The 24,448-nt window shown below is 72.0% G+C and carries 6 protein-coding genes; all 6 read left to right on the top strand.

Annotated features, from left to right (window positions below):
- The first annotated feature begins 4 nt into the window (after window positions 1–4).
- Genes MUY22_RS30900 through MUY22_RS30925 form a run of 6 tightly spaced genes read left to right on the top strand, consistent with a single transcriptional unit; the run spans window position 5 to window position 24,372 of the window.
- Window positions 5–3,292, top strand: a complete 3,288-nt coding sequence (locus MUY22_RS30900; RefSeq protein WP_247050438.1) for a hypothetical protein — start codon at window positions 5–7, stop codon at window positions 3,290–3,292.
- Window positions 3,293–3,308: 16 nt separating this feature from the next.
- Window positions 3,309–6,347: a right-handed parallel beta-helix repeat-containing protein gene (locus MUY22_RS30905; RefSeq protein WP_247050440.1), complete on the top strand. Its 3,039-nt coding sequence runs from the start codon at window positions 3,309–3,311 to the stop codon at window positions 6,345–6,347.
- Between the two features lie 10 nt (window positions 6,348–6,357).
- On the top strand, window positions 6,358–6,759 hold the full coding sequence (locus MUY22_RS30910; RefSeq protein ID WP_247050442.1) for a YbaB/EbfC family nucleoid-associated protein: 402 nt from the start codon (window positions 6,358–6,360) through the stop codon (window positions 6,757–6,759).
- Entirely contained in the window at window positions 6,752–7,123 is a 372-nt protein-coding gene (locus tag MUY22_RS30915; protein ID WP_247050444.1) for a hypothetical protein, read from the top strand. The genes MUY22_RS30910 and MUY22_RS30915 overlap by 8 nt, the downstream gene beginning before the upstream one ends.
- Before the next feature lie 19 nt (window positions 7,124–7,142).
- Window positions 7,143–23,879, top strand: a complete 16,737-nt coding sequence (locus tag MUY22_RS30920; RefSeq protein ID WP_247050446.1) for a hypothetical protein — start codon at window positions 7,143–7,145, stop codon at window positions 23,877–23,879.
- The gene (locus tag MUY22_RS30925; protein ID WP_247050449.1) at window positions 23,869–24,372 is read left to right on the top strand and encodes a type VII secretion system-associated protein; all 504 of its coding nucleotides are present in this window, start codon (window positions 23,869–23,871) and stop codon (window positions 24,370–24,372) included. The genes MUY22_RS30920 and MUY22_RS30925 overlap by 11 nt, the downstream gene beginning before the upstream one ends.
- Window positions 24,373–24,448: the final 76 nt, after the last annotated feature.

Here is a 24,448-nt window from a genome sequence, read left to right on the forward strand (position 1 = left end):
CACCATGGATCTCTCGCTGGTGCGCCGCCGCGGCGGCCCGGAAACCGACCTGAACCGGCAGACGGTCGGCAACGCCCTGGTCGTCCACCCCGCCGCCGGGATGACGGAGGAGGCGCAGGCGCTCGCGCTGGGCGTCGCCGCCGACTCCGAGCACGACCTCGTCGTCGTCGACCTGCCGGTGGACTCGCCGATCTCCCTGTGGGAATCGGTGGCGAAGGCACTGCCGCGGCGTCGTCGCGGAGTGCGTCTCGTCATCGGCGGGCGCTCGCGGGAGACGTCGGCACTGGCGGGGCAGTGGCTGGCCGAGCGGATCGGCCGTCCGGTGCTGGCCCCGGACGGCTCGGTGATCCCGAGCGCGGGCGGCGCCCTGTTCGTCCACAGTGGACGTGGTAGCGGCTGGGTCCGCTTCCAGCCCGGCCGGCCGCCGAAGTGGGAGGCGAAGCGCTTCCCGCGTCCGTCATGGGACTCGGGTGTCACGGCGGAACTGACGTCGACGAGCTCCCGCGGCGTGGCCGAGCCGCTGCCGGGCGGCCTCTGGATCCGCCCGGTGGGCTTCGACCGCCAGCTCGGCTACCACCGTTCGGCGTTGATCCGCGGGCTGCCGGCGCTGCCGGACACGATGACGATCGTCCTGGGCTGCCCGGGCTGCCCGCCCTTGACGATGGACGACGCGGCGCGCCTGTGGATGCGCCTGCCGGAACCGGTGCGCCACAAGGCCCGCTTCGTCCAGTACGGCCCGATGTCGGTGCCGTCCGGGACGACGCTGGGGCAGGCCATCGCCGACCTGCTGGGCCGCGAAGTCGGTTTCTACAGCGGACTCCCGATCGGCACCCCGCACGACCTCGACGTCTGGACGGTGCTCTACGACGGCGGTCTCGGCTGGGCGACGTTCGCCCGCGAGCTGGCGTACGTCCCGCAGCAGCCGATGCCCCGGATGCTGGACCACCGCCTGCCGATCGAGGGCCTGAAGGAGATCGAGCCCGCCGTCTACTGGTACTCGCCGGACGCGGTGCTGGAGGTCGTCCAGTCGGGCCTGCTGCTGCGCCCGCCGTCAGCCGGCCCGACGGCGGAAGCGCTGCGCGAGGTCACGCTGGACACGTCGGTGCACAACCTGACGTACGACGTCCCGGAGGAGGGCGCGGACGCGGTCGAGCGCATGCGCCTGCTGGCGGAGGACGTCCTGGCGAGACTGGACGAACACACCCGCCGCATCAGCCGCATCCTCCCCGCGGCAGCGCTGCTGGCAGAGCGAGCCCGGGTGACGATCCCGCGGCGCGCGATGGCGGAGATCGAAGCCCCGGCGTCGCCTCCTGCCGCCGCAGTCCCCCCGGCGGTGGCCCCGGCCCGAGTGGGCGGCACGTCCCCGGCGGAGGCCCCGCTGTTGACCATCTCGGAGCGCCTGGACCCGGGCGCGGTGATCGCGGCATCGCTGGCCCCGGTGACCATCACGACGGCAGCGCCGCCCCGGATCCCGGCACTGGCGGCGGAGGAGCGAGCAACGGAGGCGGTCAAGGCGCCGTCGCGCACTTCGGCCGGCCCGGTGATCGCCTCGCCCGCCGACGCATCGACGGTCTCTGCCGGCCCGGCCATCGCTTCTGCCGCGGACAAGGGTGCCGCGGCGGTTTCCGGCGGCCCGCTCACCCTGCCGCCGCCCGCGGTCACTTCGACAGGTGCGGCCACTCCGTCGCCTGCCGGCATGGAGGCCCCGGCAACCGGCGCTGCCCAGCCTGAGTCGTTCACATCGCGTGGCCCGGCAACCCCGCCGCCGGCGGTTCCGCCGATCGGCGTGGATGGTCCGGCGACCCGCGCTCCCGAGGGGCCGGCCACTCCGTCCCCGGCAGTTCGGCCCGTCGGCGTGGATGGTCCGGCGATCAGCTCGGCAAGCTCGGTCACCCTGCCGCCCGCTGGCGTGACTGGTCCCGCGACTGGCGCTTCTCGTGGTCCGGCCACCCCGCCGTCCGCCGGTGTGGACGGTCCGGCGCCCGACTCCGCCACTGCGATCGACCCGGAGCCCGAAGCCCTGGCCGAGGTCGCTCGACCGGCCGCCACCGACCCTGCGCCCCTCCCGCCACCGGCGGTTCCGCCCGCTGGCCTCCGCGAGGCCGCGGCCGGTTCCATGGTCTCTGGTGGCCCCGCGACCCTGCCGCCTCCCGCGGTTCCGCCGGTCGGCGTCCACGGTGGTCCGGCCGTGGATCTCCCCGCCGGACCGTCCCCGGCAGCGGCTTTCGGCGGATCCGGCACCGCCACCGGTTCCGCGACCCCGCCCCCCGCGACCCCGCCGGTGGGAGTCCCTGGTGGACCCACCGCAACCGGCGGTCCCACAACCCCTCCGCCGGCAGTTCCGCCCGCTGCAGTTCTCAGCACCTCGGTCAGCGCCACCCCGCCCGCCGCTGCCCAGGGCGGAACCACTCAGCTCGGCCAGGAAGCGGACACTCCCCAGACCCCGCCGTCCGCGGGTTCGCCCCTCGAGGTCGCGGACGGCGGTACCAACCATGCTCGGCTCCAGCCGACCCCCGCCGCCGAGGCGACCGCTCTGCTGCCCAAGCGGGGCGTCGACAAGGAACGTGAGTGGCTTCGGAAGTCCCTCGGTGCCGAGTACGGCCTGATGTCCAACGCCGCCGCGCGGATCCTCTCCGAGCACCCCGGCTTCCAGGGTGCGCTCGCCGCGTCGCCTGCCGATGTGCTCACCGATGCCGTTGCCGTGCAGCTCTACCTCTCGGCCAAGGGCGCGGCCATCGACGCCGGGCTGCGGGCCGGGCGCAACGGGCCGCACGTGCCCATCGCGCGCTGCGTGGTCGCCGGGCTCGGGCGGCTGCCCTCGCACCGGGGGCCCGCGAGCTTCGCCACCAGCCCGACCGCCGGGCAGTGGGCGCTCTACCGGAGCCGGAAAGTGCTCACCGAGTGGGGTTTCCTGCACGCCATGACCACTCCGATGTCCGCTTCGGACGGTGACACGGACATCCTCGTCTGGTCGGTCACCGCCCGGCGGACGAAGCTGCTGGAGCCGGCCGAAGGCGTCGCCAACCGGGCGCTCTTCGTGCCCGGCACCAGCTTCAAGGTCCTCGAGATCACCGAGCCCACCGCCACCCAGCGCGGGCTCGTGCTGCTGCGGGAACTGACCGTGAGCGAGGTGGATGAGACCGGCCGCGTCGCCGCCGACCGGATCTCGCTCGACGAACTGGCGCTCGAGTCGCTGCGGCGCGAACTCGAGGTGTGGGCCGAGACGGACGGCCGCGAACCGATCGCGACGGCGGCCGCCGGGCGGTTCGGCGTCGTGCCGGGGCTGGTGTGAGGGAGAGGCGGAACTGATGAACCGACAGGTGCTCACGGTCGGCGGAGAAGGTGCCTACCCCACGATCGGCGCCGCGCTGGCGCAGGCTCAGAACGGCGCCACGATCACCGTCCACTCCGGACGCTACGAGGAGAGCCTCGTCGTCGACCGCATGGTCTCCCTGGTCGCCGAAGGCGACGTCGAGATCGTCGCGCGTGAAGGCAGCGTGCTCGTGGCCAACGCCGAGGCCGTCCAGCTGCGCGGCTTCACCCTCACCGGGCAGGACGACAAGCTCGTCGCGGTCGACGTCGTGCGCGGCGAGGCCGCACTCGACGGCTGCCGCGTCACCGGCGCCTCCTGGGCGACGCTCCTCGCGCGCCTCCAGGGGTCCCTCGCCCTGCGCGGCTGCGCCGTCACCAGCACCGCCGGCGCCGGGATCGTCGTCGCGTCGCCGGCGCAGAGCACCATCGAGGACACCGAAATCACCGGCACCGCGTCATCGGGCGTGGTCGTCGCCGAGGTCGGGTCGGTCGTGCTGCGCCGGTGCGCGGTGCGGCAGCCGAAGGGCAACGGCGTCTGCGTGAACGGCGAAGCCGTCGCGGTGGTCGAGCAGTGCGAGATCACCGGCGCCGAGAAGCCCGCGATGGTCGTCGAACAGCAAGGCCGCGCCACCATCACCGGCCTGACCGTGCGCGACAGCGCGAACGTCGACCTGTACCTGACCAGTGAAGGCCGGGTGTCCGTTGTGGACTCCCGGTTCCTGTCGGCGCCGATGCAGGCCGTGCACGTCGCCGCGTCGGCCGCGCCGGTGCTGCGCGAATGTGTCTTCGCCGGCGCGGAACGCAACGCCGTTCAGGTCACCGGCAACGCGTCGCCGCACTTCGTGGACTGCACGTTCGAGGACTCACCCGTCATCATCCTGGCCGACGGTGAAGCGACGCCGAACTTCGAGCGCGCGACGATCCGGGGCGCGACCCAGACCGGCGTGCTCGTCACCGCCGACGCGAAGGTCCGGATCGCCGGGCTGCGGCTCGCGGGCCACGGCATCGTCCTTTCCGGACAGTCGCGAGTGGACCTCACCGACGCGTCCGTCGAAACCGGACGCGAGATCGCCGTCGAGGTCACCGAATCGTCCTGGCTGACCGGAACCGACCTCCACGTGCGGGGGAGCGGCGTCCGGGTCACCGGCACGGCCGAGCTGCAGGACTGCGAGATCGCCGACGAAATCGTGGTCGAGGCCGGCGCCACGCTCACCGCGTCGCGCTGCCGCGTGCACAACGGCGTCTCGTCCGACGACGGCGCGAACGTGACGCTCACCGAGTGCGAAGTGGACGGTGTGACGAGCGAACCCGTCCGGGAGCCACCGCAAGCGGAGACCGTCGAACCGAGCACGAGCGACGCCTCGGGCGAGGTGCTCGACGGCCCGCTCGGCGAGCTGGAGTCGCTGGTCGGCCTGGCCGGGGTGAAGAAAGAGGTCACCGGCCTGATCAACCTCATCCGGATGTCCCAGATGCGGGAGCGGATGGGGCTGCCGATGCCGCCGATGAGCCGGCACCTGGTCTTCGCGGGCCCTCCCGGCACCGGTAAGACGACGGTCGCGCGGCTCTACGGCACGGTCCTGGCGGAGCTGGGCATCCTGTCCAAGGGTCACATGGTCGAGGTCGCGCGGCAGGACCTCGTCGGCCAGTACATCGGCTCGACGGCGATCAAGACCACCGAGGTCGTCGAGAAGGCCATCGGCGGCGTCCTGTTCATCGACGAGGCGTACACGCTGTCGGCGGGCTCCGGCGGCTCCGGGCCGGACTTCGGCCAGGAGGCCATCGACGCGCTGATGAAGATCATGGAGGACCAGCGCGACTCGCTCGTCGTGATCGTCGCGGGCTACTCCGAGCAGATGGACGTCTTCCTCGAGTCCAACCCCGGGCTGGCGTCGCGGTTCACCCGGACCATCGAGTTCCCGAACTACAGCGTCGACGAGCTGGTCACCATCACCACCGGCCTGACCCGCAAGCACTACTACGAGCTGACCGACGACGCGATGACGACGCTGCGCGAGTACTTCGAGCGGGTGCCGAAGAACTCGACGTTCGGCAACGGCCGCGTCGCGCGGAAGCTGTTCGAGGCCATGGTGAACAACCAGGCGTCGCGCCTGGCGCTGCAGCCGCCGTCGAAGGACTCGGAGCTCAACCGGCTGACGGCCGAGGACCTGCACGCCGAGCTGGCGAACCTGCCCGCGGCGGCCCAGGCCGCGGTGTCGGTGGGCACCGATCCGGCCGCCGCCGTCGGCGCGGCGACCAGCGTGCACCGGCTGCGCAAACTCGTCGGCCAGAAGGCGGTGCGGGAGCACGCCGAGCGCCTGCTGGTCCGGCTCGGCGGGCTCAAGCACGGCCGTCAGCCGCTCGGCCAGGAAGCCAACGTCGTGCTCAGCGGCGAGCGCGGCTCGGGCCGGGCGGAGTTCGCCCGGCTGTACGCGCGGGGGCTCGCCGAACTGGGTCTCGTCGGCGTCGGGCAGCTCGTCCGGCGGTCGGTCGCGGAGGACCTGATGCCGCGCTGGCCGGGACAGGCCGAGCACCTGGTCCGCACCGCGCTGGACGACGCGAGCGGCGGTGTCCTCGTGCTCGACCTGGACGGCGAGTGGGAGTCCACTGTGCACACTCCGGGCCACGAAGTCCTTGAAGCACTGGCGGAAGCGGTCGGACGACGGCCCGCCGATCCGGTCGTCGTGCTGACCGCCGAACCGCGGCGCGTCCGGACGCTGGCCGGGCTGGTGCCGTCGCTGCGTGACCGGTTCCCGGCGGTCTGGGAGCTGGGGAAGTACACAGTGGACGAACTCGGCGAGATCGCCGTGCGGCTGCTGGTCCGCGGCGGTCACGAAGTGCCGGACGCCGTCCGCGACGCGCTGGCGCACGAGCTGGCGGCGGCGTCGGAACGCACGGTGCACGCCGCGCACGAACTCGCCCGCACGCTGTCGGCGACGGCCGCGTCCCGCACGCTGGCGGCGGCGGACCTGCGCGGCGTCCGCCCGCCGGACGTCGAACCCCTGGCGCTCGGGCAGGGTCTGGCTTCGGTCGGCTGAAGGAGGAGTCATGGCATCGCCCTACGAGAAGATGCTGGAGGACGCGCTCGGCGCGTACCAGCGGCAGCGCGAGAACCTCACCGCGACGAAGGAGCGGATCGACGAGGCCACCGGCACGGCGACGTCCGCGCGCCGCGAGGTGACCGCGACCGTCGGGCGCACCGGTGAGGTCACCGAGCTGACGTTCCCGACCAGCGCGTACAAGCGGATGGCGCCGGCCGAGCTGGCCGGGGTGATCGTCCGGACCATCGCGCAGGCGCGGCAGCAGGCGATCGACGCGTCGGCCGAACAGCTCGCGCCGATGCTGCCGCCGGGGTTCTCCGCGCGGGACCTGATGGCCGGGAAGGTCGACGTCGAAGCGTTGTTCGCCGCCCGCGTGCCGGGATTCGAAGGAGGGACCGAGGATGACTGATCAGTTCTTCGTGGACGCCGACGGGCTCGACACGGGCCGCAACGGCTACCGCGAGAAGGCGACCGAGCTGGAGGCGCTGACGCAGCGCATCCAGGCGCTCGGCAGTTCCGGGCGCGTCTCCGAGGCGGCGGGCCACGACAAGAACGGCAACGCCTTCGCCCAGACGCACATGAAGGCGGTGGCGGAGATCCGCGACGGCGTCCGGCTGTGGGCGAAGGCCGTCGACGGCACGTCGGACGCGATCCACGACATGGCCGGCTCGTTCCGCGAAGCCGACCAGGGCGCCTTCGACATGGCGCGGGACCTGCAGAAGAACTTCCTGCAACTGCAGGAAGACGTCTCGAAGCCGCCGGCTTCTTCGTAGTCCGGGGAGGTTGCTCGCGATGAGCCTGATGGTGGATCCCAGCCTGAACTGGATCTTCTACATCATCGCGGGTGACGCCTGGCCGCAGGGCGACGAGGACAAGCTGCGCGAGCTGGCCGCGGAGTGGGACCAGGTCGCGCGCGACATCGCGGCGGCGGGCCAGGGTTTCAACCAGCTGTCGCAGCACGTGACGGCGAACGTCGGCGGCGACGTCCAGCAGAACTTCTCGGACTTCTCGCGCAACCTGAGCACGTTGGGCGCGGACTACGTCCAGCGCGCGCGGGCGCAGGCGGCGTCGCTGCGAGAGCAAGCGTTGAACGTCGAGAACGCCAAGTACGGCATGCTGATCTCGATCGCCGTGACGGCCGCGGAAGTGTTGTGGGCGTTGACGAACCCGTTCACGGCGCCGCTGGTCCCGGAGATCATGGCGGCCGGCCGGACCGCGGTGGTGACGGTGCAGCGCACGCTCGTCCAGCGCCTGACGAGCCTGCTGGCCCGCATCGCCCGCGAGGCGGCGCAGGAGGCGGCCGAAGAGGTCGCGGAAGACATGCTGGCGCAGTTCATCCAGATCGCGCAGGGCAACCGCAACGGGTTCGACTGGAAGTCGATCGGCCAGTCGGCGGCACTGGGCGCGGTCGGCGGCGCGTTCGCACACGTGGCGGGCAACGGTCTCGGCAAGGTCGACGGCAAGTTCGGCACGAAGTTCTCGAAGAACGTCTGGGGCGAGGCGGGAAACGAGGCCGCGACGGAGGTGGTGGTCGGCCTGACGGGAGCGGCAGCCTTCGGCGGCGACCTGGACAGCCTGGGCTGGGGCGCGCTGAACGGCGGCTTGAGCGGCGCGGCGACGCACGGGGCGCACCACGCGGGGGAGTCGCTGCACGACAAGCTGACCGGGGGCGGGCCGGGGGCTGAAGGGGCTGGGCCCAAGGACGTCGGGGACGTGGGGTTCGACAAGGGGAACATCGGTCCGATCGACGCACCGCCGGCGCCGGGCTCGGGTTCCGGTGGGTCCGGTTCGGGAAGCGGCGGTCCGGGTTCGGGTGGTCCGGGTTCGGGCGGGACGGGTGGTCCGGGTTCGGGCGGGGCGGGTTCGGGGACAGGCGGCCCGGCTCTGGGCGGGGCCGGTTCCGGGACGGGCGGCTCTGGTTCGGGCGGGTCCGGGAACAGCCCGGGTGCGGTTGGTGTCGGTGGCCCCGCTCCGGGAGGGACGGGTACCGGAACCGGCGGGTCCGGTTCGGGTGCGCCTGGTACCGGCGGAGCGGGGACTGGTTCGGCGGGGATGGGTGCGTCTCCTTCGAGTGGGACAGGCTCCGGTCCTGGAGCCGATACCGGTTCCGGTGCGCCTGGTTCGAGCGGAGCAGGTGCCGGCGCGGGTGGGATCGGCTCTGGGGCTGGTCAGCTCGGTTCGTCCGATGCGGGTTCGGGTCAGCTCGGTACGGCTGGTGCGGGTTCGGGTCAACCTGGCTCGACCGGCGCGGGTTCGGATCAGTCCAGCGCGAGTGGGGCCGGCGCCAACCCGGGTCAGGCCGGTTCGGGTGGGATCGGCTCCGGTCCAGGTGCGTCCGGCTCAGCCGGGGTGGGGCAGGGAGCGGGCGGGTCCGATTCCGGCGTCGGCACGAGCGGTTCGGGTGTGGGAACCGGAACGGACTCGACGGGTACCGGTGCGGAGACGGGTGGTTCTGGGCCGTCCGGGGGTGTGGGCTCGTCCGGTTCCGGCACCTCGCCGGGCGGCCCGGGCTCGACCGGAGTGGTGGGCTCCGGCACGGGCGTCCCGTCGGCGCCGGGCGGTTCCGGCCCGGGTACGGAAGGTGCGGTCGAGCAGGGTGCGACCGCACCTTCCCCAGGGCCCGCCCCCGCCGCCAGTCAAGGAACGGGCACCGGCTCTGTGGGCCAAGGACCCGGTACGACCGGCACCGGCTCGACGAGCCAAGCAACCGGTGCCGGCCAGAACACGGGCACCAGCACAAACGGTTCGGTGAACCCGGTTACGGGCAACCCGTCCGGCCTGGGCCCGAACGGTTCCAGCGCGGTGACGCCCGTCGAAGCCCCGGGCAGCACCGGCGGCAGTGGCTCGCAAGACCAGAACGGCACTTCGAGCACGGCACCGCAGACTGCCACCGACCCGGGTGCCACGGGGCCGGGCACGTCCGCCGGTACCGGAGCGACCGGCAATTCGGGTATCACCGCTTCCGGTACCGGCCTGGGTACGAACAGCGCAGGCCCGAGCTCGCCGGCCACGGGCAACTCGGGTATCACCGCTCCCGGTAGCGGCCCGGACGCGAACAGCGCAGGTGCTACCCCGGCAACCACCGGCAATTCGGGTATCACCGCTTCCGGCCCGGGTGCGAACAGCGCGGGCACGAACCCGCCGGCCACGGGCAACTCGAGTATCTCCGCTCCCGGTAGCGGCCCGGACGCGAACAGCGCAGGTACTACCCCGGCAACCACCGGCAACTCGGGTATCACCGCTTCCGGTACCGGCCCGGGTGCTAACAGCGCAGGCACGAACCTGCCTGCCACGGGCAGCTACGGTGCTCCCGGTTCCGGACTGGGTACGAGTGGTACCGGCACGAACCTGTCCGCGACCGACAATTCACGTTTCGGTGCTCCGGGTACGAGTGGCACTGGCACCACCATGTCCGCGAACGGCAACTCGAATTTCAGCGCTCCCGGTACCGGAAGCACCGGCACGAACTCCTCCGCCACGGGCAGCCCGGGGAGCAACGCCTCCAGTACGACATCAAACCCGCCAGGAGCCGGCACGCCCAGAACCGGGGTGAACAACACCGCGGGCGGCAATCCCGCACCCGGTCCTTCGCACGGGCGCCCGACCACCACCGAAAGCGGACTGCCGGGACTCACCCCACCGGACGCTCATTCCTCCACACCCGCGCCGCCGTCGGTGGCGGGAAGCATCGGCGGGGTGGCTGCGGCAGGCTCGCCGACGCCGGGCCTCACATCAAGCCTTCAACAGCCGAACACCGGACCGGCGACCGACGGTGTTTCCGCGGCCAACGCCCACCCGACCCCCGATGTCGGAGCTGCCGAGGTCGGTCCCGGGTCTGGGACGGCCCAGACCAGCTCCGAGCCGGCTACGGGAACCGGGCCGGCCCAGAGCAGCCCCAACCCGTCAACCGGTCCTGGACCGGTGAAGGCCGATGCACATCCGACGGCGGCCGCCGGGCCGGTCAAGCCCGAGTCGACGACTGGCTCTGGACCGGTCGAGGGTGATGTCCGGCCGGTCAGTGGGAATGGACCGGCGAAGGTCGACTCCGGGTCGATCACGGGCTCTGGACCGGTCGAGGGCGATGCCCGGCCGGTCACCGGGAATGGACCGGCGAATGCCGGCCCCGCGGCGACAGGATCGGCCAAGACCGGTGTCGACCCGGCCTCGGCGATGGGGAGTGTCAAGCCTGTTCCCGAGCCGGTCGTCGGGGCTGAGCCGGGTGGGGCGGTGACCGGGACGGCCAAGGACGGTCCGCGGCCGGCCCTCGGGGTCGGGTCGGCCAAGGCCGGTTTTGAGACCGGGCCTACCAAGGGTGGTCTCCGGTCGGTGACCGGGACTGGGCCGAGCGATGTAGGTCCCGGTGCGAGCAAGAGTGGTGCCGGCACGGCGCAGCCTCGCCCGGTTGTGCCGCCCTCGGCGATCAAGACTGATTCTGTGCCCCGCTTTGTCACGTCCGAAGCGGGTGCGGCCACCAAGGATGGCGCGAAGAACCCGGTCATCAGTGCGAACGGCGATCCAGGGGCCGAGAATGCCGTCAATCTGCCTGCGCCGACCGGCCACCAGAGCCCGTCCCACGCACCGCCGAAGGTCCACGTCGGACAGTCCACATCGGAGACCAAGAAGACAACCGACACCCGCCGTCGGGACTCCGCTCCGCCTGCACGGCTGGTCTCCGAGCGCTTTGATCCTGCCAAGTCCATCTCGCAGCAGTTCGAAGGCGACGGCCTCAAGGACGGCGAACTCGACGGCACCATCACCCAGATTCGCTACGACGTCCGCCGCTACGAGACCGAGGATGGTGGCTGGGTCCAGGACTTCACCGTCCCGCTCGACCTGACCTCGAACTCCGGCTCGGTGACGCCCGAAGCCCGCGCCCAGCTCGCGAAGGACCTCCAAAAGCACCTCGACGCCACCGTCAACCAGGGCAACCGCCTGCCCGGTGGCGACCAGCTGCACGTCACCGTCGACGTCCGGACTCCGCAAGGGCCGGTCGACGGCGACTGGCAGAGTGACCGCGGCCGCGGCGTGCCGGTCGACGTGCACGACTCCACAGTGGATGGAGCCCGGCCGACCGATCAGACCCACTGGGATGTCCACGACGCCAAGACCGGGCTCACCCACGAGGTCATGCACTACCTCGGCCTCGGCGAGGGCTACCACGACGATCGGCTGCTGTTCCACCGCGACGACCAGCCCGGCGTGATGGGGCCGGACGCCTGGGCCGACTCGACGCTCACCGAGCAGAACCTCGCCAAGATCCAGGAGATCTCCGACACCGCGACGATTCACGACCATCATCTCGGCGACCCCGGCGTCACGTTCACCCCGCGTTCCGAACCCCCGTCAGGGCAAGCGAAGTCGCCGTCGAATCACCACAGTCCGGCCAGGGCGCCCATCACCGTCAACACGGTGACCGTGGACGATCCGCATTCCGGGCAGGTGCTCGATCGACGTGTTCTGCCGCCGCCGCAGCACACCGTTCTCGGCGTGCACGGCATGGATCCCGTGCTCGTCGGCGGGGACACGCCGCACGACAACTTCCGTGAGGCCGTCGCCGCCAGTCTGTCCGACAACGCGCCCAACGAGCACGCCCGGATCACTGCCGCTCTCGATGGCAACAAGAACGAAACGAACCTCGACACGCTCGCCGAGGCCGCCGATGTTCACGTCCACGTGCTCGACAGCCGGGGAAACTGGACCAGTCATGGCCCGGAGACCGGCCGCCCGGTCCACATCATCCAGACCACTGTGGACGGGAAGCCTGCTTATCTCGGTACCAAGGAAAACGTCCACATCGGACGTCCACATGTGAGCTATCCCGGCTCGACCGTGCTGCGCACGGAAGAAGGCCGCAAGGTCGTGCACCGTGGCGAGTTCGAGATCGAGACGGTCAAGGGGCAGCACCACGTCCGTCTCTACACCGCGATCCTGACGCCGGCCGCGCGCGGCTCGGAGTTCAAGGACGTTCATCAGGACGCCGACGGCCACGTCCATCCGTTCAGCGGTGACGGCAAAGAGGGTTCGAAAGTCTTCTGGGTCGGCGGCGGACGGCCCTTGCGGGCTCTACAGTGGACGGCGAAGTACGAGCACGACGTCAACCGCAAACCCGGGATGCAGCCGGTCCTGCGGTCGTTCCTCGTGCCGCTCGACACGTTCACGAAGGTCAGCGAGCAGGCCACCGTCGAGGCGCACTCCCAGGGCAACAGCCTCTCGATGAACGTCGACCAGAACGGCGACACCAACCAGTTCGGCTTGCGGGGCAAAGACTTCGACGCGCTCCAGCAGCAAGCGCTCAAGGGCTCGCTCGTCACGTACACCCCGGGCGGGCACGACCGGCAGATGCCCGACGTCGCGGGCCGGCAGGAGGACCTCGCCGACCTCTACCACCGGCTCGGCATCAGCCCGGACTTCGACTCCGCCGCCCTCGGGCGCGAGAACGACCCGTGGTTCAGCTGGACGCCGGACGGCCGCAAGTACTTCCGCAACGACCCCGCCGCGCTGCGCGGCCTCGCCCGGACGCTCGGAAACCACTACCACACCTGGAAGAACTCGCCCGACCTGTTCTTCACCCCGGCCGGCGACAGCATCCCGGACGTCACCGGGCACGCGAGCCCGGACAGCAAGGCGCGCCGCACCGAGGACATGAACGTCTTCCTCAACACCCACGGCCCCGGGCGCGCCACCGTCGGGCAGCTCTCCGACGGGATCGGCGCGGCGATCGACACGGCCGTCCGGCAGCACGCTCCCGACGGCGTCCCCGTGGGTTCGAAGGAGCTGAAGGACGCCGTTCTCGGCGAGGTCAAGGACAGCCTGAAGCTGCCGAACCAGGTCCTGGCCGAGGCGATGGGCGACGCCCGGCGTGACACCCTCGACAACATCCGCGCCGCGATGACCACCGACCCGCAGGTGGCGGCGAAGGCCGCGGACGTCGTCACCAAGGCCGTCACCGACCGGCTGACCAGCGAACTCGGCGACACCGGGACGTTCGGACCGGACGTCGCGAAGATCGTCCACCAGACCGTCCGCGAGCACTTCGACGCGCTCAAGGGCACCCGGGGCACCCAGCTCGACGGCCTCAAGCAGGGCAAACGCGGCTACCTCAGCGGTCCGCGCGCCGAGGCGTTCACCAAGGGGATCGCCGACGACCTCGGCAAGAACGCCGGCCTCAAGAAGCTGCTCGCCAAGCCGGGTGTCACCATCGCTCCGGACGTCTTCGCCGCGCAGCTCAAGGCCCAGGTCGTCCCGAAGGCGATGCACCCGGTCACGAAGACGTCGTTGGTCGGCCTTGACGCCGACGCCCTGCGCGCCCACTTCCAGGCCAAGCAGAACGACGTCGCCGACGCCCTCGCCAAGGAACTCGGCCGCAAGAACGCGGGCAAGCTCGCCGACCCCGGTTTCCGGAAGAACCTCGCGAACGCCGTCGGCCCGGAGGTCCGCGACCCGGACCTGCTGCACAACGCCCGGTTCGACCCCGTCACCCACGAAGACGCCGACGCCTTCATGGACCGGCTGCCCGACTTCGCGACCCAGGCCGAGATCGGCTCGGCCATCGCCACCGACGAACGCCGGATCAAGGCCGACTTCGACACCCGCGAAACCGACCTGACCGACGACGGCATCGACGGCACGCCGTTCGCGAACGAGTTCGGCCGCTGGCAGGCCGAGCACACCCGCGGCTACACCCAGAAGAACGATCCGGCCGTGTTCGCCCGGCACCAGACCGCGGGTCACGCCCTGGCTTCGACGATCGAGGACGCGCTGGCGGACCCGAAACCGGAGTCCGCCAAGAAGATCGTCGACCAGCTTGTGTCCGATGTGGACTCCGGCGGCACGCTGGCGCGCAAGTTCGCCGAGACCGTCAAGCCGCAGGCCGACGGCCGCCCGGACCGCGCGCCGGGCCAGACGAAGCCGAACACCTTCGGCGAGCACGCCCAGATGGTGCTCAACCAGTACCTCACCCTGACCCAGGGGCAGCCGGACGCCGGCCGGTTCGTGTCGCGGGACGCGATCGCGAAGGCGATCCTGTTCCACGACGCGGACAAGGTGAACTCCAAGAACCAGTACGGCGACGCCCAGGTCAGCCACGACCGCGAGCCGGAACACCGCGGCGCGGTCCAGCACATGAACCGCCACGAAGGACTCTGGGCGTCCAAGCGCGACTTCGAGATCGCGCGGGCGTTCGTCGACTCCGACCCGTTCGGCTTCTACTTCCGCGACATGGGTGTGTCCGCAACGGACGTTCACACGTTCGTCAAAGCTCTCGCCCACAGGGCCAAGACGCCGGACGGCCGCACGCCGAACGCGTCCGACGTGCGCGACCTGTTCCGCGAGTTCCACCAGTACTACCAGGCGGACTTCTCCTCCTACAGCCCGCAGGCGAAGTTCGTCAACGACACCACCGGCGAGGTCCAGGACGGCTACGACAAGCTGACCGGCCTGGCCGTCGAGGGTGGCGACCACGTCCGGGTCCCCGGCGAGCACCGGTTCGCCTACTCGAACGACCCCCGCGACGGCGGGAAGACGCCGTACGAGCAGAAGTACCAGGAACTGGCGAAGCTGTTCGACGACGCGGTGCACGACGGCACCGTGCTGGTGGGGGACACCGATCCTGGCCCCGACGGCACCGACCGCGACCCGGCCCGCGGCGTCCGCGCCGTCCACGACACGAACCCGCAGGCCAAGCCGACCGTGCTGGCCCGCGTCAAGCCGCGTGAGTTCAGCGAAAACGAGACGCGCGCGATCGACGACGCCCTGAAGCACTACGCCCCGATCCTCGGTGAGCGCCGGGCGCACTCGAGCCGCGCGCACGCCGAGCAGGAGGTCCGGCACTTCGCGGCCGTGTCGTTCGGCGTCGAACGCGGCCAGATCGCGCCGACGGCCCGCGCGGAGTACCTCGCCTCGCACGGGACCGTGAACCTCTACGCGATGGGCGTGATCAACAGGGAGTTCGGCGGCGGCCACCGCGGCATCGAGGGCACGGTCACCCACGAACTCGCCCACGGCCTGCTCTCCTACGCCCTCGACGACTACAGCAAGCACGTCGGCAGCTGGAACGCCGACGGCTCGCCGCACCGCGAGCCCGGCGGCGAACCGCCGGCCGACCCCAAGATCCGCGACGACGTCGCCGACTTCAAGGCCGCCCTCAAGTCCCACCTGCTGGACCCGAGTGGATTCGCGACGCGCTCGCCGCGCCGCTCGGAGTTCGTGAACGGGCTGACCGAAGCCCACCCGGACGTCTTCACCCGGCTCGAGAACGAGCTGTCCGGCAAGGCCGCCGAGCGGATCTTCAAGGCGGTGAAGGGAAGCCAGGCCGAGTTCAACGTCCACACCGGACACTGGGACGCCGACGGCTACCCGGCGTTCGCCGGCGAACGCCCGATCAGCAAGTACGGCGCGACCAACGTCCACGAGGACATGGCCGAGACGGCCAAGTACTACTTCATGGACCCGGATCACCTGCGGCAGCACGCCCCGCAGCGCGCTGAGTTCTTCGACCGGCTCATCGCCGGCTGGGACCCGGCGCACCGCGACGACGTCCTGGTCGACGACGCGCCCGACACCCGGCCGCTCCGGGCCCGGCTGCCGGAGTACGCGCGCGACGGCCGCGCGCTCGGCGCCCTCGCCCCGGTCGACGTCCGCGGCGCCGACGAGGTCGGCACGCGGATCGAGCAGCTGCTGAGCCCGCTGGCCGACGGCCGGCCCGAGGGTGTCGACGCCATCACCGGTTCGCTCAAGGGCGGCGGCTTCGAGTCGTTCCTCGGCGCGGGCAAGGCGTCGATGGTGCGGGTGGGGGAGAAGTGGTTCGAGGTCCGCGTCCAGGCCGAACCGGACCTGGCCTCCGTCGCCGCGGACCAGATCACCGACGCGACGCCCGCGGCCGGCGACGTCACGAACAAGCACGAGACCACGCACGGCGACCCGAACGCCGACACGACGACGGGCAGCGTCGGGACGTCGGTGTTCTGGCTGTTCCCCGCCGGGCCTTATGCCTCGGTCGGCGCGTCGGCGCAGCTCGCGTCGCCCGCCGTCGAGCACACCTCGACCAGCACCGGCACCGAGCAGCGGGTCATCCGCTCGGCCGGTGACCTGCGGAACGCCGACGTCCCGGTGAAGTACCGGATCACCGTGACCACCCAGACCGGCGGGCAGACCGGGTCCGAAGTGGACGGCAGCGTCCGGCTCCTGGTGCCCACCGATCTCGCCGGCCTGGAGACCCACGAAACCAAGGACGCCACCCCGCGCGACGACTGGGCCGAGCGCGTCGAGTTCCTCGCGCCGGAAGCCGTGCTCCTCGACGAGCAGGCGTTCTTCGACCAGGTCAGCGGCAAACTGCACCCGTCGGTGACGAAGTTCGGCGCGCCGGGCCGCTCGGCGCTGCGCGAGTTCGTCAGCGGTGGCGGCCTGCGGCAGGTGCTCGGCACCGCGCTGTCCGGCTCACCGGTGGTGTCGAACGACCTGGCCAGCCCGCACGGCTCCTACCGCGAGGCCGTCGAGCTGCGAGCCAAGCCGACCGGCGTCGAGCTGCTCGGCACCGTGCCCGGCGACTCCGAGGTGAAGCTCACGGACTCCGCCGTCGCCGGTGGGAGCACGTCGGCGGCCTCGAAGTCCGGCGGTGACGTCAACGGGATCTTCGGCGGCGGGGCCTACATCCCCGGCGCCGTCGGCGGGGTCGCCGGCGTCAGCGCGAGCGCGTCGGCCAAGGTCACGCAGACGTCGCAGAGCGGCACGAGCGTCACCACCAAGACCAACCTGAACGCCAAGGGGGACATCGGACTCTACAAGGTGACCGTGGACCTCGCGGTGACGACGTCGAGCGGCGAGACCATCACGGTGCCGGCCACCGCGTATGTCCGGATGGGACTGCCGGAGGCGAAGGCGCAGGGCCTGCCGGTGCCGGACGGCACGCGCGACAAGGTCACGCCGGGGGAGAAGCGGTTCGAGCCGCCGTACCTCGCCGCGGCCGCGGCGGCTGGGCACGTCCGCGCGGGCACCTTCACTCCCGCGACGAAGGTCCAGGCCCAGATCGAGAACACCCTGCGCGAACGCCCGGGCTTCGCGAAGTTCCTGCCGCGCTTCGACAAGCTCCAGCGCGACGTCTCGAAGGGCTCCGGCGCCGACACCGCCGAACGGCTGGGCAACCTCCGCAAGATCACCGCGACCTTCTCGCCGGCCGCGCTACGGTCCAAAATGGACGATCTGCTCGGGCCGGGCGTGTCGACGCAGCTCAAGCGGCGCGGCCTGTTCACCGACGAGTACCTGAGCGTCACGGTCAAGGCGAAGCTGTCGCCGGGCCGGCACCTCGGGCAGGCCACCGGCCGGTCGGTCAAGGGCAGCACCGCGACGTCGCCCACCTTGAGCAGCAGCACGACGACGGAGAAGGGCTGGAGTGTCGGGCTCGAAGGCCGGATGATGATCCCGAAGACGACGCCGCTGACGTCGCTCGGCATCAGCCCGACCGTCACGCCGGTGCAGTACTCCGACACCACGACCTGGAAGAACTCCGGCGGCCCCACCACCACGACCACCACCGGTATCGGCGGCAGCCCGGACGCGCAGGTGTTCGAGCACGACGTCGAGTTCGAGGTCGAGATCACCAGCCACACCCGCCACCGCCCGTGGGTGAAGAAGCTGACGCCGGGATCGCCGTTCCGCCAGACGCCGCGAGTGTCCATAGTGGCCAAGACCGGCGACGGCCTGCCGAAGATCGCCGGTCAGGTCGACCTCTGGGTCAGCGACGGCTCGGCGCCGAAGACGGATCCGACGCGGTTCGCGCCCGGCAAACCCACGGCCGTCGACCTGGAGACCGCGCCCAAACTCGACGCCCTGCTCGGGGCCGACCGGCCGCCCGCGCCGAAGTTCCTGCACGTCGAAGCCGTCGCGAACACTGAAGCCCTGCGTGACGAAGCGGTCCGGCAGCTCGGCCGCGCCGCGGGCGGCGACGGCGTCCTCGGCCTGCCCGGCGGCGAGGCCCGCAAGCGGATCGACCGGATGTTCTCGCCGCAGACGTTCCGCTCCGGCCTCCCGCGGTTCCTTCGTCAGGGTGCGCGCTCGGGCGGGTTCCGCTACGAACGTCGCGTCGCCGACCGCGTCGGCGGGCTCGGGATGAACGTCGAGCTGAGCAACCCGAAGCTCGTCATGACCTCCGAAGCGGGCGGCAGCGACACGACGTTCGCCGGCGGTACCAAAGCGGGGTACGAGAAGTCCCGCAAGCAGGCCGTCGAGGCGAACGCCCAGTTCGGCATGACCATCCGGGCCGACGGCAGCGACCCGCACGGCCAAGGTCAGCTGTACACCTCGGCCAAGTGGAGCCCGTGGAGCCGCACGAAGGGCACGTCGGCCGAGCTGAGCGCGAGCGTCGACCACGTCCGCCGCGCGCCGTCCGACAGCCGGACCGTGCTGGTGCAGTACGACGCCGACGTGCGGCTCGTCGCCGAGACGCGGCAGGAGAGCGTGGTCAACGGCGGCAAGTCGCGGGCCGGGGCCGACGTGAAGCTGCCGGGCGCGGTGTTCGTCCGGATGACCGAGGACCAGGCCCGCGAGCAGGGCCTGCTCCCGTCGGTCGAGCCGCGCACCCCGGCGCCCGGCACGCTCACCGCGCCCGCCCTGGTCGGCGGCACGTCGAGTGCGCTGGGCGCGGCCGTCGTCGAGGACGCGCCGGACCTCAGTGGACTCATCCGGGATGCGCGCGCGACCCTCGGCAAGACCGGCGACCGGCTGCTGCCGAAGTCCGTTTTGGACGACTCGATGAACAACCTGCAGCGGATGCTGGACGCGGCGTCACCGGAGAGCGTCACGTCCCTTGTGGATGGTGCGCTCGACGGCGGCGTGCCGCTCGTCCTGCACGACCCGGGCGTCGTCACCACCGACACCTACCAGGTGCTGCTCAAGGCCCGCGTCACCGAGACCGAGTTCCTGGACGTGGCGCACGACGGCAGCGAGATCGACCACGCCGTCAGCGCGACCGCGACGGCCAAGGAGAACGCGGGCCACGGCTCGTCCTACGGCGGCCAGTTCCGCGGCGCCGGGCGCGGCCTCTTCACCGACAGCCACGCGAAGGTCAGCGGTTACGACGGTGTCTACAAGGGAGTGTCCGGGACCCGCACCAAGACCGACCAGACGACCGCCACCGGCACGAAGACGACGTCGAAGACGGCGTCCTCGAGCGGGCCCGCGGTGCGGTACCGGGCGAAGGTGACGTTCGACCTGGTCGTCACGCGCGGCGACAGGACGTTCCCGGTCACCTCGCAGGACACCGACCTCGTCGTCCGGGCGGCCGCCGACGACCAGAAGATCACCACCGGGGCCGCGCCGAAGGACCACAACGCGGCGGCGACCAACGTCAAGACCTTCACCGACGCCGACCTGAAGACCTGGCAGGACGGCGGGCACGGCGCGCTGCCGGCGTCGGCGACGACCGAGGGCCTGCGCGGTGCCGCCGAGGTGCGCGCGGCCGCCCGGCAGGCCCTGCGGACCGCCGGCGCGCGTGACGGCCTGATCGGCAACACCACGCTCGCGTCCGCCGTCACCAACGAGATGCTCCAGGCGAACCTGCCCGACCTGGTCAAGGGCCCGCTCGACGTCCCTGAGCTGCACGAAGCCGCCGTGCTGCGCAACGGCCACGGCACGGTCAAGGTCTACGCGCGGGTCGTCAACCCGAAGCTCGCCGGGCTGAGCGACAGCGTGAAACTGGAGCACTCGGCGACCGAGACGGCGACCTTCACCGGCGAGGCCAAGGCCTCGTCGAGTTCCGAGCAGCAGCACAACCTCGGCGGCGGCGGGGTCACCGACCCCGGGCAGAACGCGCACTCGTGGGGCGGCCTCGACACCCGCTCGCCCGACGCGAGCACCGACCCGACGTCGTCGACGTCCGCCGGCGACCGGTCGGTGACCGGCAAGCCGAAGGGCCGCACCGGGCTGGTCGGCTTCGACGTCGAGTACCGCGTGGTCGCCGACCTCGGCGGCGGGCGGACCGCGGCGGTCGAGGTGAAGGTGCCGTCGTCGGCGCTGGTGCGGATGACCGACGCCGATGTCGAAGCGTTCCTGAAGGCGAAGCTGCCGGACACGCTGAGCCGGGCCCAGGACGCGGTGAAGGACGCCGCCGAGGCGTGGCGCACCGCCGAACAGGCGGTCGCCCAGGCGCAACGCGGTGCCGACGACCGGTGGCTCGACCAACGCGAAGGCGCGCGTCGATTGACCGAAGACGGCCCGGCGCTCGGCGTCGACACCTCGACCGACGTCATCCAGGCCCTGCGGGACGCACTGGCGGCGGCGGAGACCGACGCGCGTGACGCCGGGGCGCGGCTGCGCGCGGGCAACGCGGAGATCTCGCGCCTGAACGACGTCGCCGACCAGGCGCTCACCCTGGCCGGGGCCGCCGAACCCGGCTCCGACGAGCAGCGGGGTTTCCTCGCCACGCACGGGAAGGCCCTGGAGGACGCGGCCGCGATCCGGGCCGCGCAGCCGGAACTGACCCGGACACGCGGTGCGGCGCAGGACCGGGCCGAACGGCTCGCCGCCGTGCTCGACGACCACCGCAACGACCGCGCCGACCAGATCTCCCGCCGGGACGCCGCGCTCGACGAGGTCGTCGAAGCTCGCCGTCAGGCCGATGAAGCCCGGCAGGCGTGGTGGGACGCCAAGCGCGAGCTGGACCGGCAGGTGGACGCGTTCGATCCATCCACAGTGGACGCCGTACTGGCGCAGGACACCGTCACCGGCGTCGACACCGGGACCGGCCTGCCGTACGACTTCGACGTCTCCCAGATCGAGGCCCGCCCGGTCACCGACCGGTCCGGCCGGGTCGTCGCGGTGTCGTTCCTGCCCGCCGCCGAGCACACCGCCGACATCGAACGCGACTGGGCGGACGACCACTCCGACACCGTCGGTTCCCTGCCCGAAGGCGCGACGCCGGAGCGGACCGCGCCGCTGCTGCGTGACGCCCGGGAGAACGGCGCGAAGCCGGACCTCGACGGCCGCGCGTTCGGCGAGTGGGCGTCGCAGAGCCCCGCGCCGTGGGACCCGGGCACGCTGTTCGTCATGGCGCACGGCCGGCCGCAGTCGGTGAAGCTCACGCTGCTGGGCGGGCGGACCGTGCGCGTCGACGGCGCGTCGTTCGCGAAGATCCTCGCCGCGTCGAAGCCGTTCGCGCAGGCGGCCGGGTCCGCGCGGCCGTCGATCACGCTCATCGCGTGCGCCACCGGCAAGCTCGACGGCCCGGGCGGCGTCGCTCACGACTTCCAGCGGGCGCTGACCGAGCTGGGCGGCCCGCTGCAGGTGCACGCGCCGACCGAGCCGGCGCTGTTCGGCCGCCCGTCGGCGACCCTGGGCCAGGCGACCGGCGCCACCCGCGGCTTCACGACCGTGACCGACGGCGGGCACTTCGCGACCTTCGGCGAGCGGTTCAGGGGAGAACTGGCCGATCAACCGGGGACGACGGTCGAGTTCGACGCGCCCACGGCGACTTTGTTGCGGGACGCGTCGGGCGAGGTTCGCGGGGTCAGTTTCCTCGAGCCGGACGAGGCGGCGAAGGTGCAGGCCTGGCTGTCGCAGACCACCGGCGAGAACCTCATCGTGGAGGCCGCGCCGGACGAGATGCGCGAGTTCGCGTCGGGCGCGCAGCCGTCGTTGCGCGGTCGCGGACCGGGGCAGGGCGGCGTGCTGGTCCGCGCGCCGTGGGCCGACGAACTCGCGCGGGGGAAGACGTTCCTCGTCACCGGGCACGGTGAAGAGACCCGCGCCAAGGTCTTCGCCGAGGTCGACGGTGAGCGTCGCGCGGTGTTCGTCGACGGGGCCACCCTGGCCCGGTTGGTGACGTCCTCCTTTGGTTCCGCGCGACCGGAATCGGTGACGCTCTTCCCGTGCGCGGCCGGCCGCCGTCCCGGACCGGGTGGGGTCGCTTTCGACTTCCACGCGGCTTCCGGCCTGCCGGTGCACGCCGCCACGGACTCGGTGCTCGCCAACCGCCGCGACGGCGACGAGCCGTCGGCGCCGCTGTTCGGCGCCACCGACGACGCGTTCACGGCCGTCGTCCGCGGCGGGCATTGGACGACGTTCGGGAAGCCCGTCGACACCGGCGCCGTCGTCGAAGAACTGGCCGAGGCGCTGGGCAAGGACTGGCAGTACGCGCGTCCGGAGCCCGCCTCGGGACTGGTGCCGCTGGCCGATCGCGCGCGGACTCTCGAGGTCGTGCGGGAAGCCGTCGCGACGACCTTGGCGCTGCGCGATCCCGCGTCGGTGCTGGCGCAGCACGAACAGCCCGACGTCGTCCGCGCGGTCGTCGACCGGCATCTCGGGCACCGGGACACCGGCCTGGCCGCCGGTGCGCGTGAACTCGCGCGGGCGGTGCTCGTGGCCGACACCGGCGACGGTCCGTTGCCCGCGATCAGCGTCACCGGCACCGGCGCCGGTTCGGTCGCGAAGGCCCTGGCCGGGCACCTCGGCGAGGCCCTCGCGCACGACGTCCTGGCTCGCGTCCCGGTGAAGATCCGTGGTGGCGACGGCGGGCACGTCGAGATCTCTTTCGCTTCGACGCGGCTGCGGATCGACCCGGCGGTCGGGGAGATCGTCGGGCGGCTGCGCTCGGGGCTGCCGGTGTTGCGTTTGGACAGTGTCGCGGACGCCGTGGAGTCGCACGAGAACCCCGGTCTGCTGTGGACGTCGGTGCTGGCTCAGGTTGCGACGTCGCCGGAGTTCGCTGCGGTCACGCACGTCGTCGACCGGCGGTTCGATCCGGCATCCGGGAAGTGGCGGCCGGTCGGACCGTCCATCCCGGACTTCTTCCCGGGTGTGGGCAAGGGCGAGTGGCGGGACGGCTTGGTGTATCGACCTTTGGTTCCGGGTGCCTCTGTTGTGGACACGCCTCGTTCGATTGCCGAGTCTATTGTGGAGCGTCTCGGCGACGGCTTGCCCGCGCCCGTTGTTCCGGATGAGCTGATGGCTGATGTCCAAAGTGAACTGATCGCGGTGACTCCGCCGGGTGCGGCGCCTTTCGTGATCGATGGCGCGTTGAGTCCGGCCGACGCCGCGGCCGTGGCCGGGCTGGCCGAGGAGTTCGCGTTGCTGCAGCTGCACGGCGTCACGGACACCGTCGTCGGCCGGGACGACGTCCTGGAGATCGCGGCCCGGGTGGCCGGCGGCCTGGACGTCGGCGCCGCCGCGGACGCCATCGACGCCCTGGTCCGGCACGGAGCGTTGCGGCCGGGGCTGGTGACCGTCGCGATGGACGCCGTCCTGGCGTCGCCGGACGTCGAGACGCGGGCCGGCGCGGTCGCGGCGGTGGTCCGGGAACTGGCCGAGGGGGATCTGCCGATCGGGGTCATGCGCGAAGCGGTGCGCGGCGCGGTGGACGACCCCGAGCCCACGCGGCGCGCGCTGTGGCTGATGCGGCGGTTCCGGGTCACGAACCTCGCGTGGCTCTACCGGTGGCGGATCGCGGAGGGCGTGCGACGCTATCAGGAACAGGAGAAGGCGGCGTCGGAACGATCGGCCCGGTTGACGGCCGCGGTGGGAGGGGTGCGTGATGACGGCTGAGAAGTGGGTGCTGCTGGTCGACCCGGCGTGGCCCCCGGAGCCGTCGGCGCCCGACCGGACCCACGTGGTCGGCGGCTGGCCGGCCGCGGCGGACGGCTCGATCGGCGACTTCGAGCCGAACCCGGAGTACGTGCCGTCGGGCCCGGACAGCCCGGCGGACCCGCTGGACGCGGTTCTGCGGCTGCTGGCCGTGGGTGACGCGGAGTTCGCCCAGGTGGCGTCGGTGTTCCGCCAGGTCGAGACGGCGGTGGCGCTGGACGCGTCGGGCGCGCCCTTGACGGCACCGTCGCCCGACGGCGTCCCGTGCCTGCTGGTGGCGACGGCGCCCGCCCACCGCCACCGGGTCCGGACGGCGGGCTGGCGAGCGGTGGACGCGGGGGAGCTGGCGGCGCTGCTGGCGGACCGCCCGGGCACGGACCTGCTGCTCAACCCGGGCGCGGTCGGCTGCACCCGCCTGTCGGCGGAGACGGTCCAGGACCTCTCGCGCCCGTAACGCCCGAAGTCCGTGAATGCCACATCGAGGGACACTAGGTCTCTCAATGTGGCATTCACGGACTTGGCCTGGTCCG

The organism is Amycolatopsis sp. WQ 127309, assembly GCF_023023025.1.
Taxonomy (GTDB): domain Bacteria; phylum Actinomycetota; class Actinomycetes; order Mycobacteriales; family Pseudonocardiaceae; genus Amycolatopsis.

Bases quoted from the DNA above. Each gene is read 5' to 3' on its own strand.
- MUY22_RS30905 (WP_247050440.1), top strand. From the start codon at position 3,309: ATGAACCGACAGGTGCTCACGGTCGGCGGAGAAGGTGCCTACCCCACG.
- MUY22_RS30925 (WP_247050449.1), top strand. From the start codon at position 23,869: ATGACGGCTGAGAAGTGGGTGCTGCTGGTCGACCCGGCGTGGCCCCCG.
- MUY22_RS30910 (WP_247050442.1), top strand. From the start codon at position 6,358: ATGGCATCGCCCTACGAGAAGATGCTGGAGGACGCGCTCGGCGCGTAC.
- MUY22_RS30920 (WP_247050446.1), top strand. From the start codon at position 7,143: ATGAGCCTGATGGTGGATCCCAGCCTGAACTGGATCTTCTACATCATC.
- MUY22_RS30900 (WP_247050438.1), top strand. From the start codon at position 5: ATGGATCTCTCGCTGGTGCGCCGCCGCGGCGGCCCGGAAACCGACCTG.
- MUY22_RS30915 (WP_247050444.1), top strand. From the start codon at position 6,752: ATGACTGATCAGTTCTTCGTGGACGCCGACGGGCTCGACACGGGCCGC.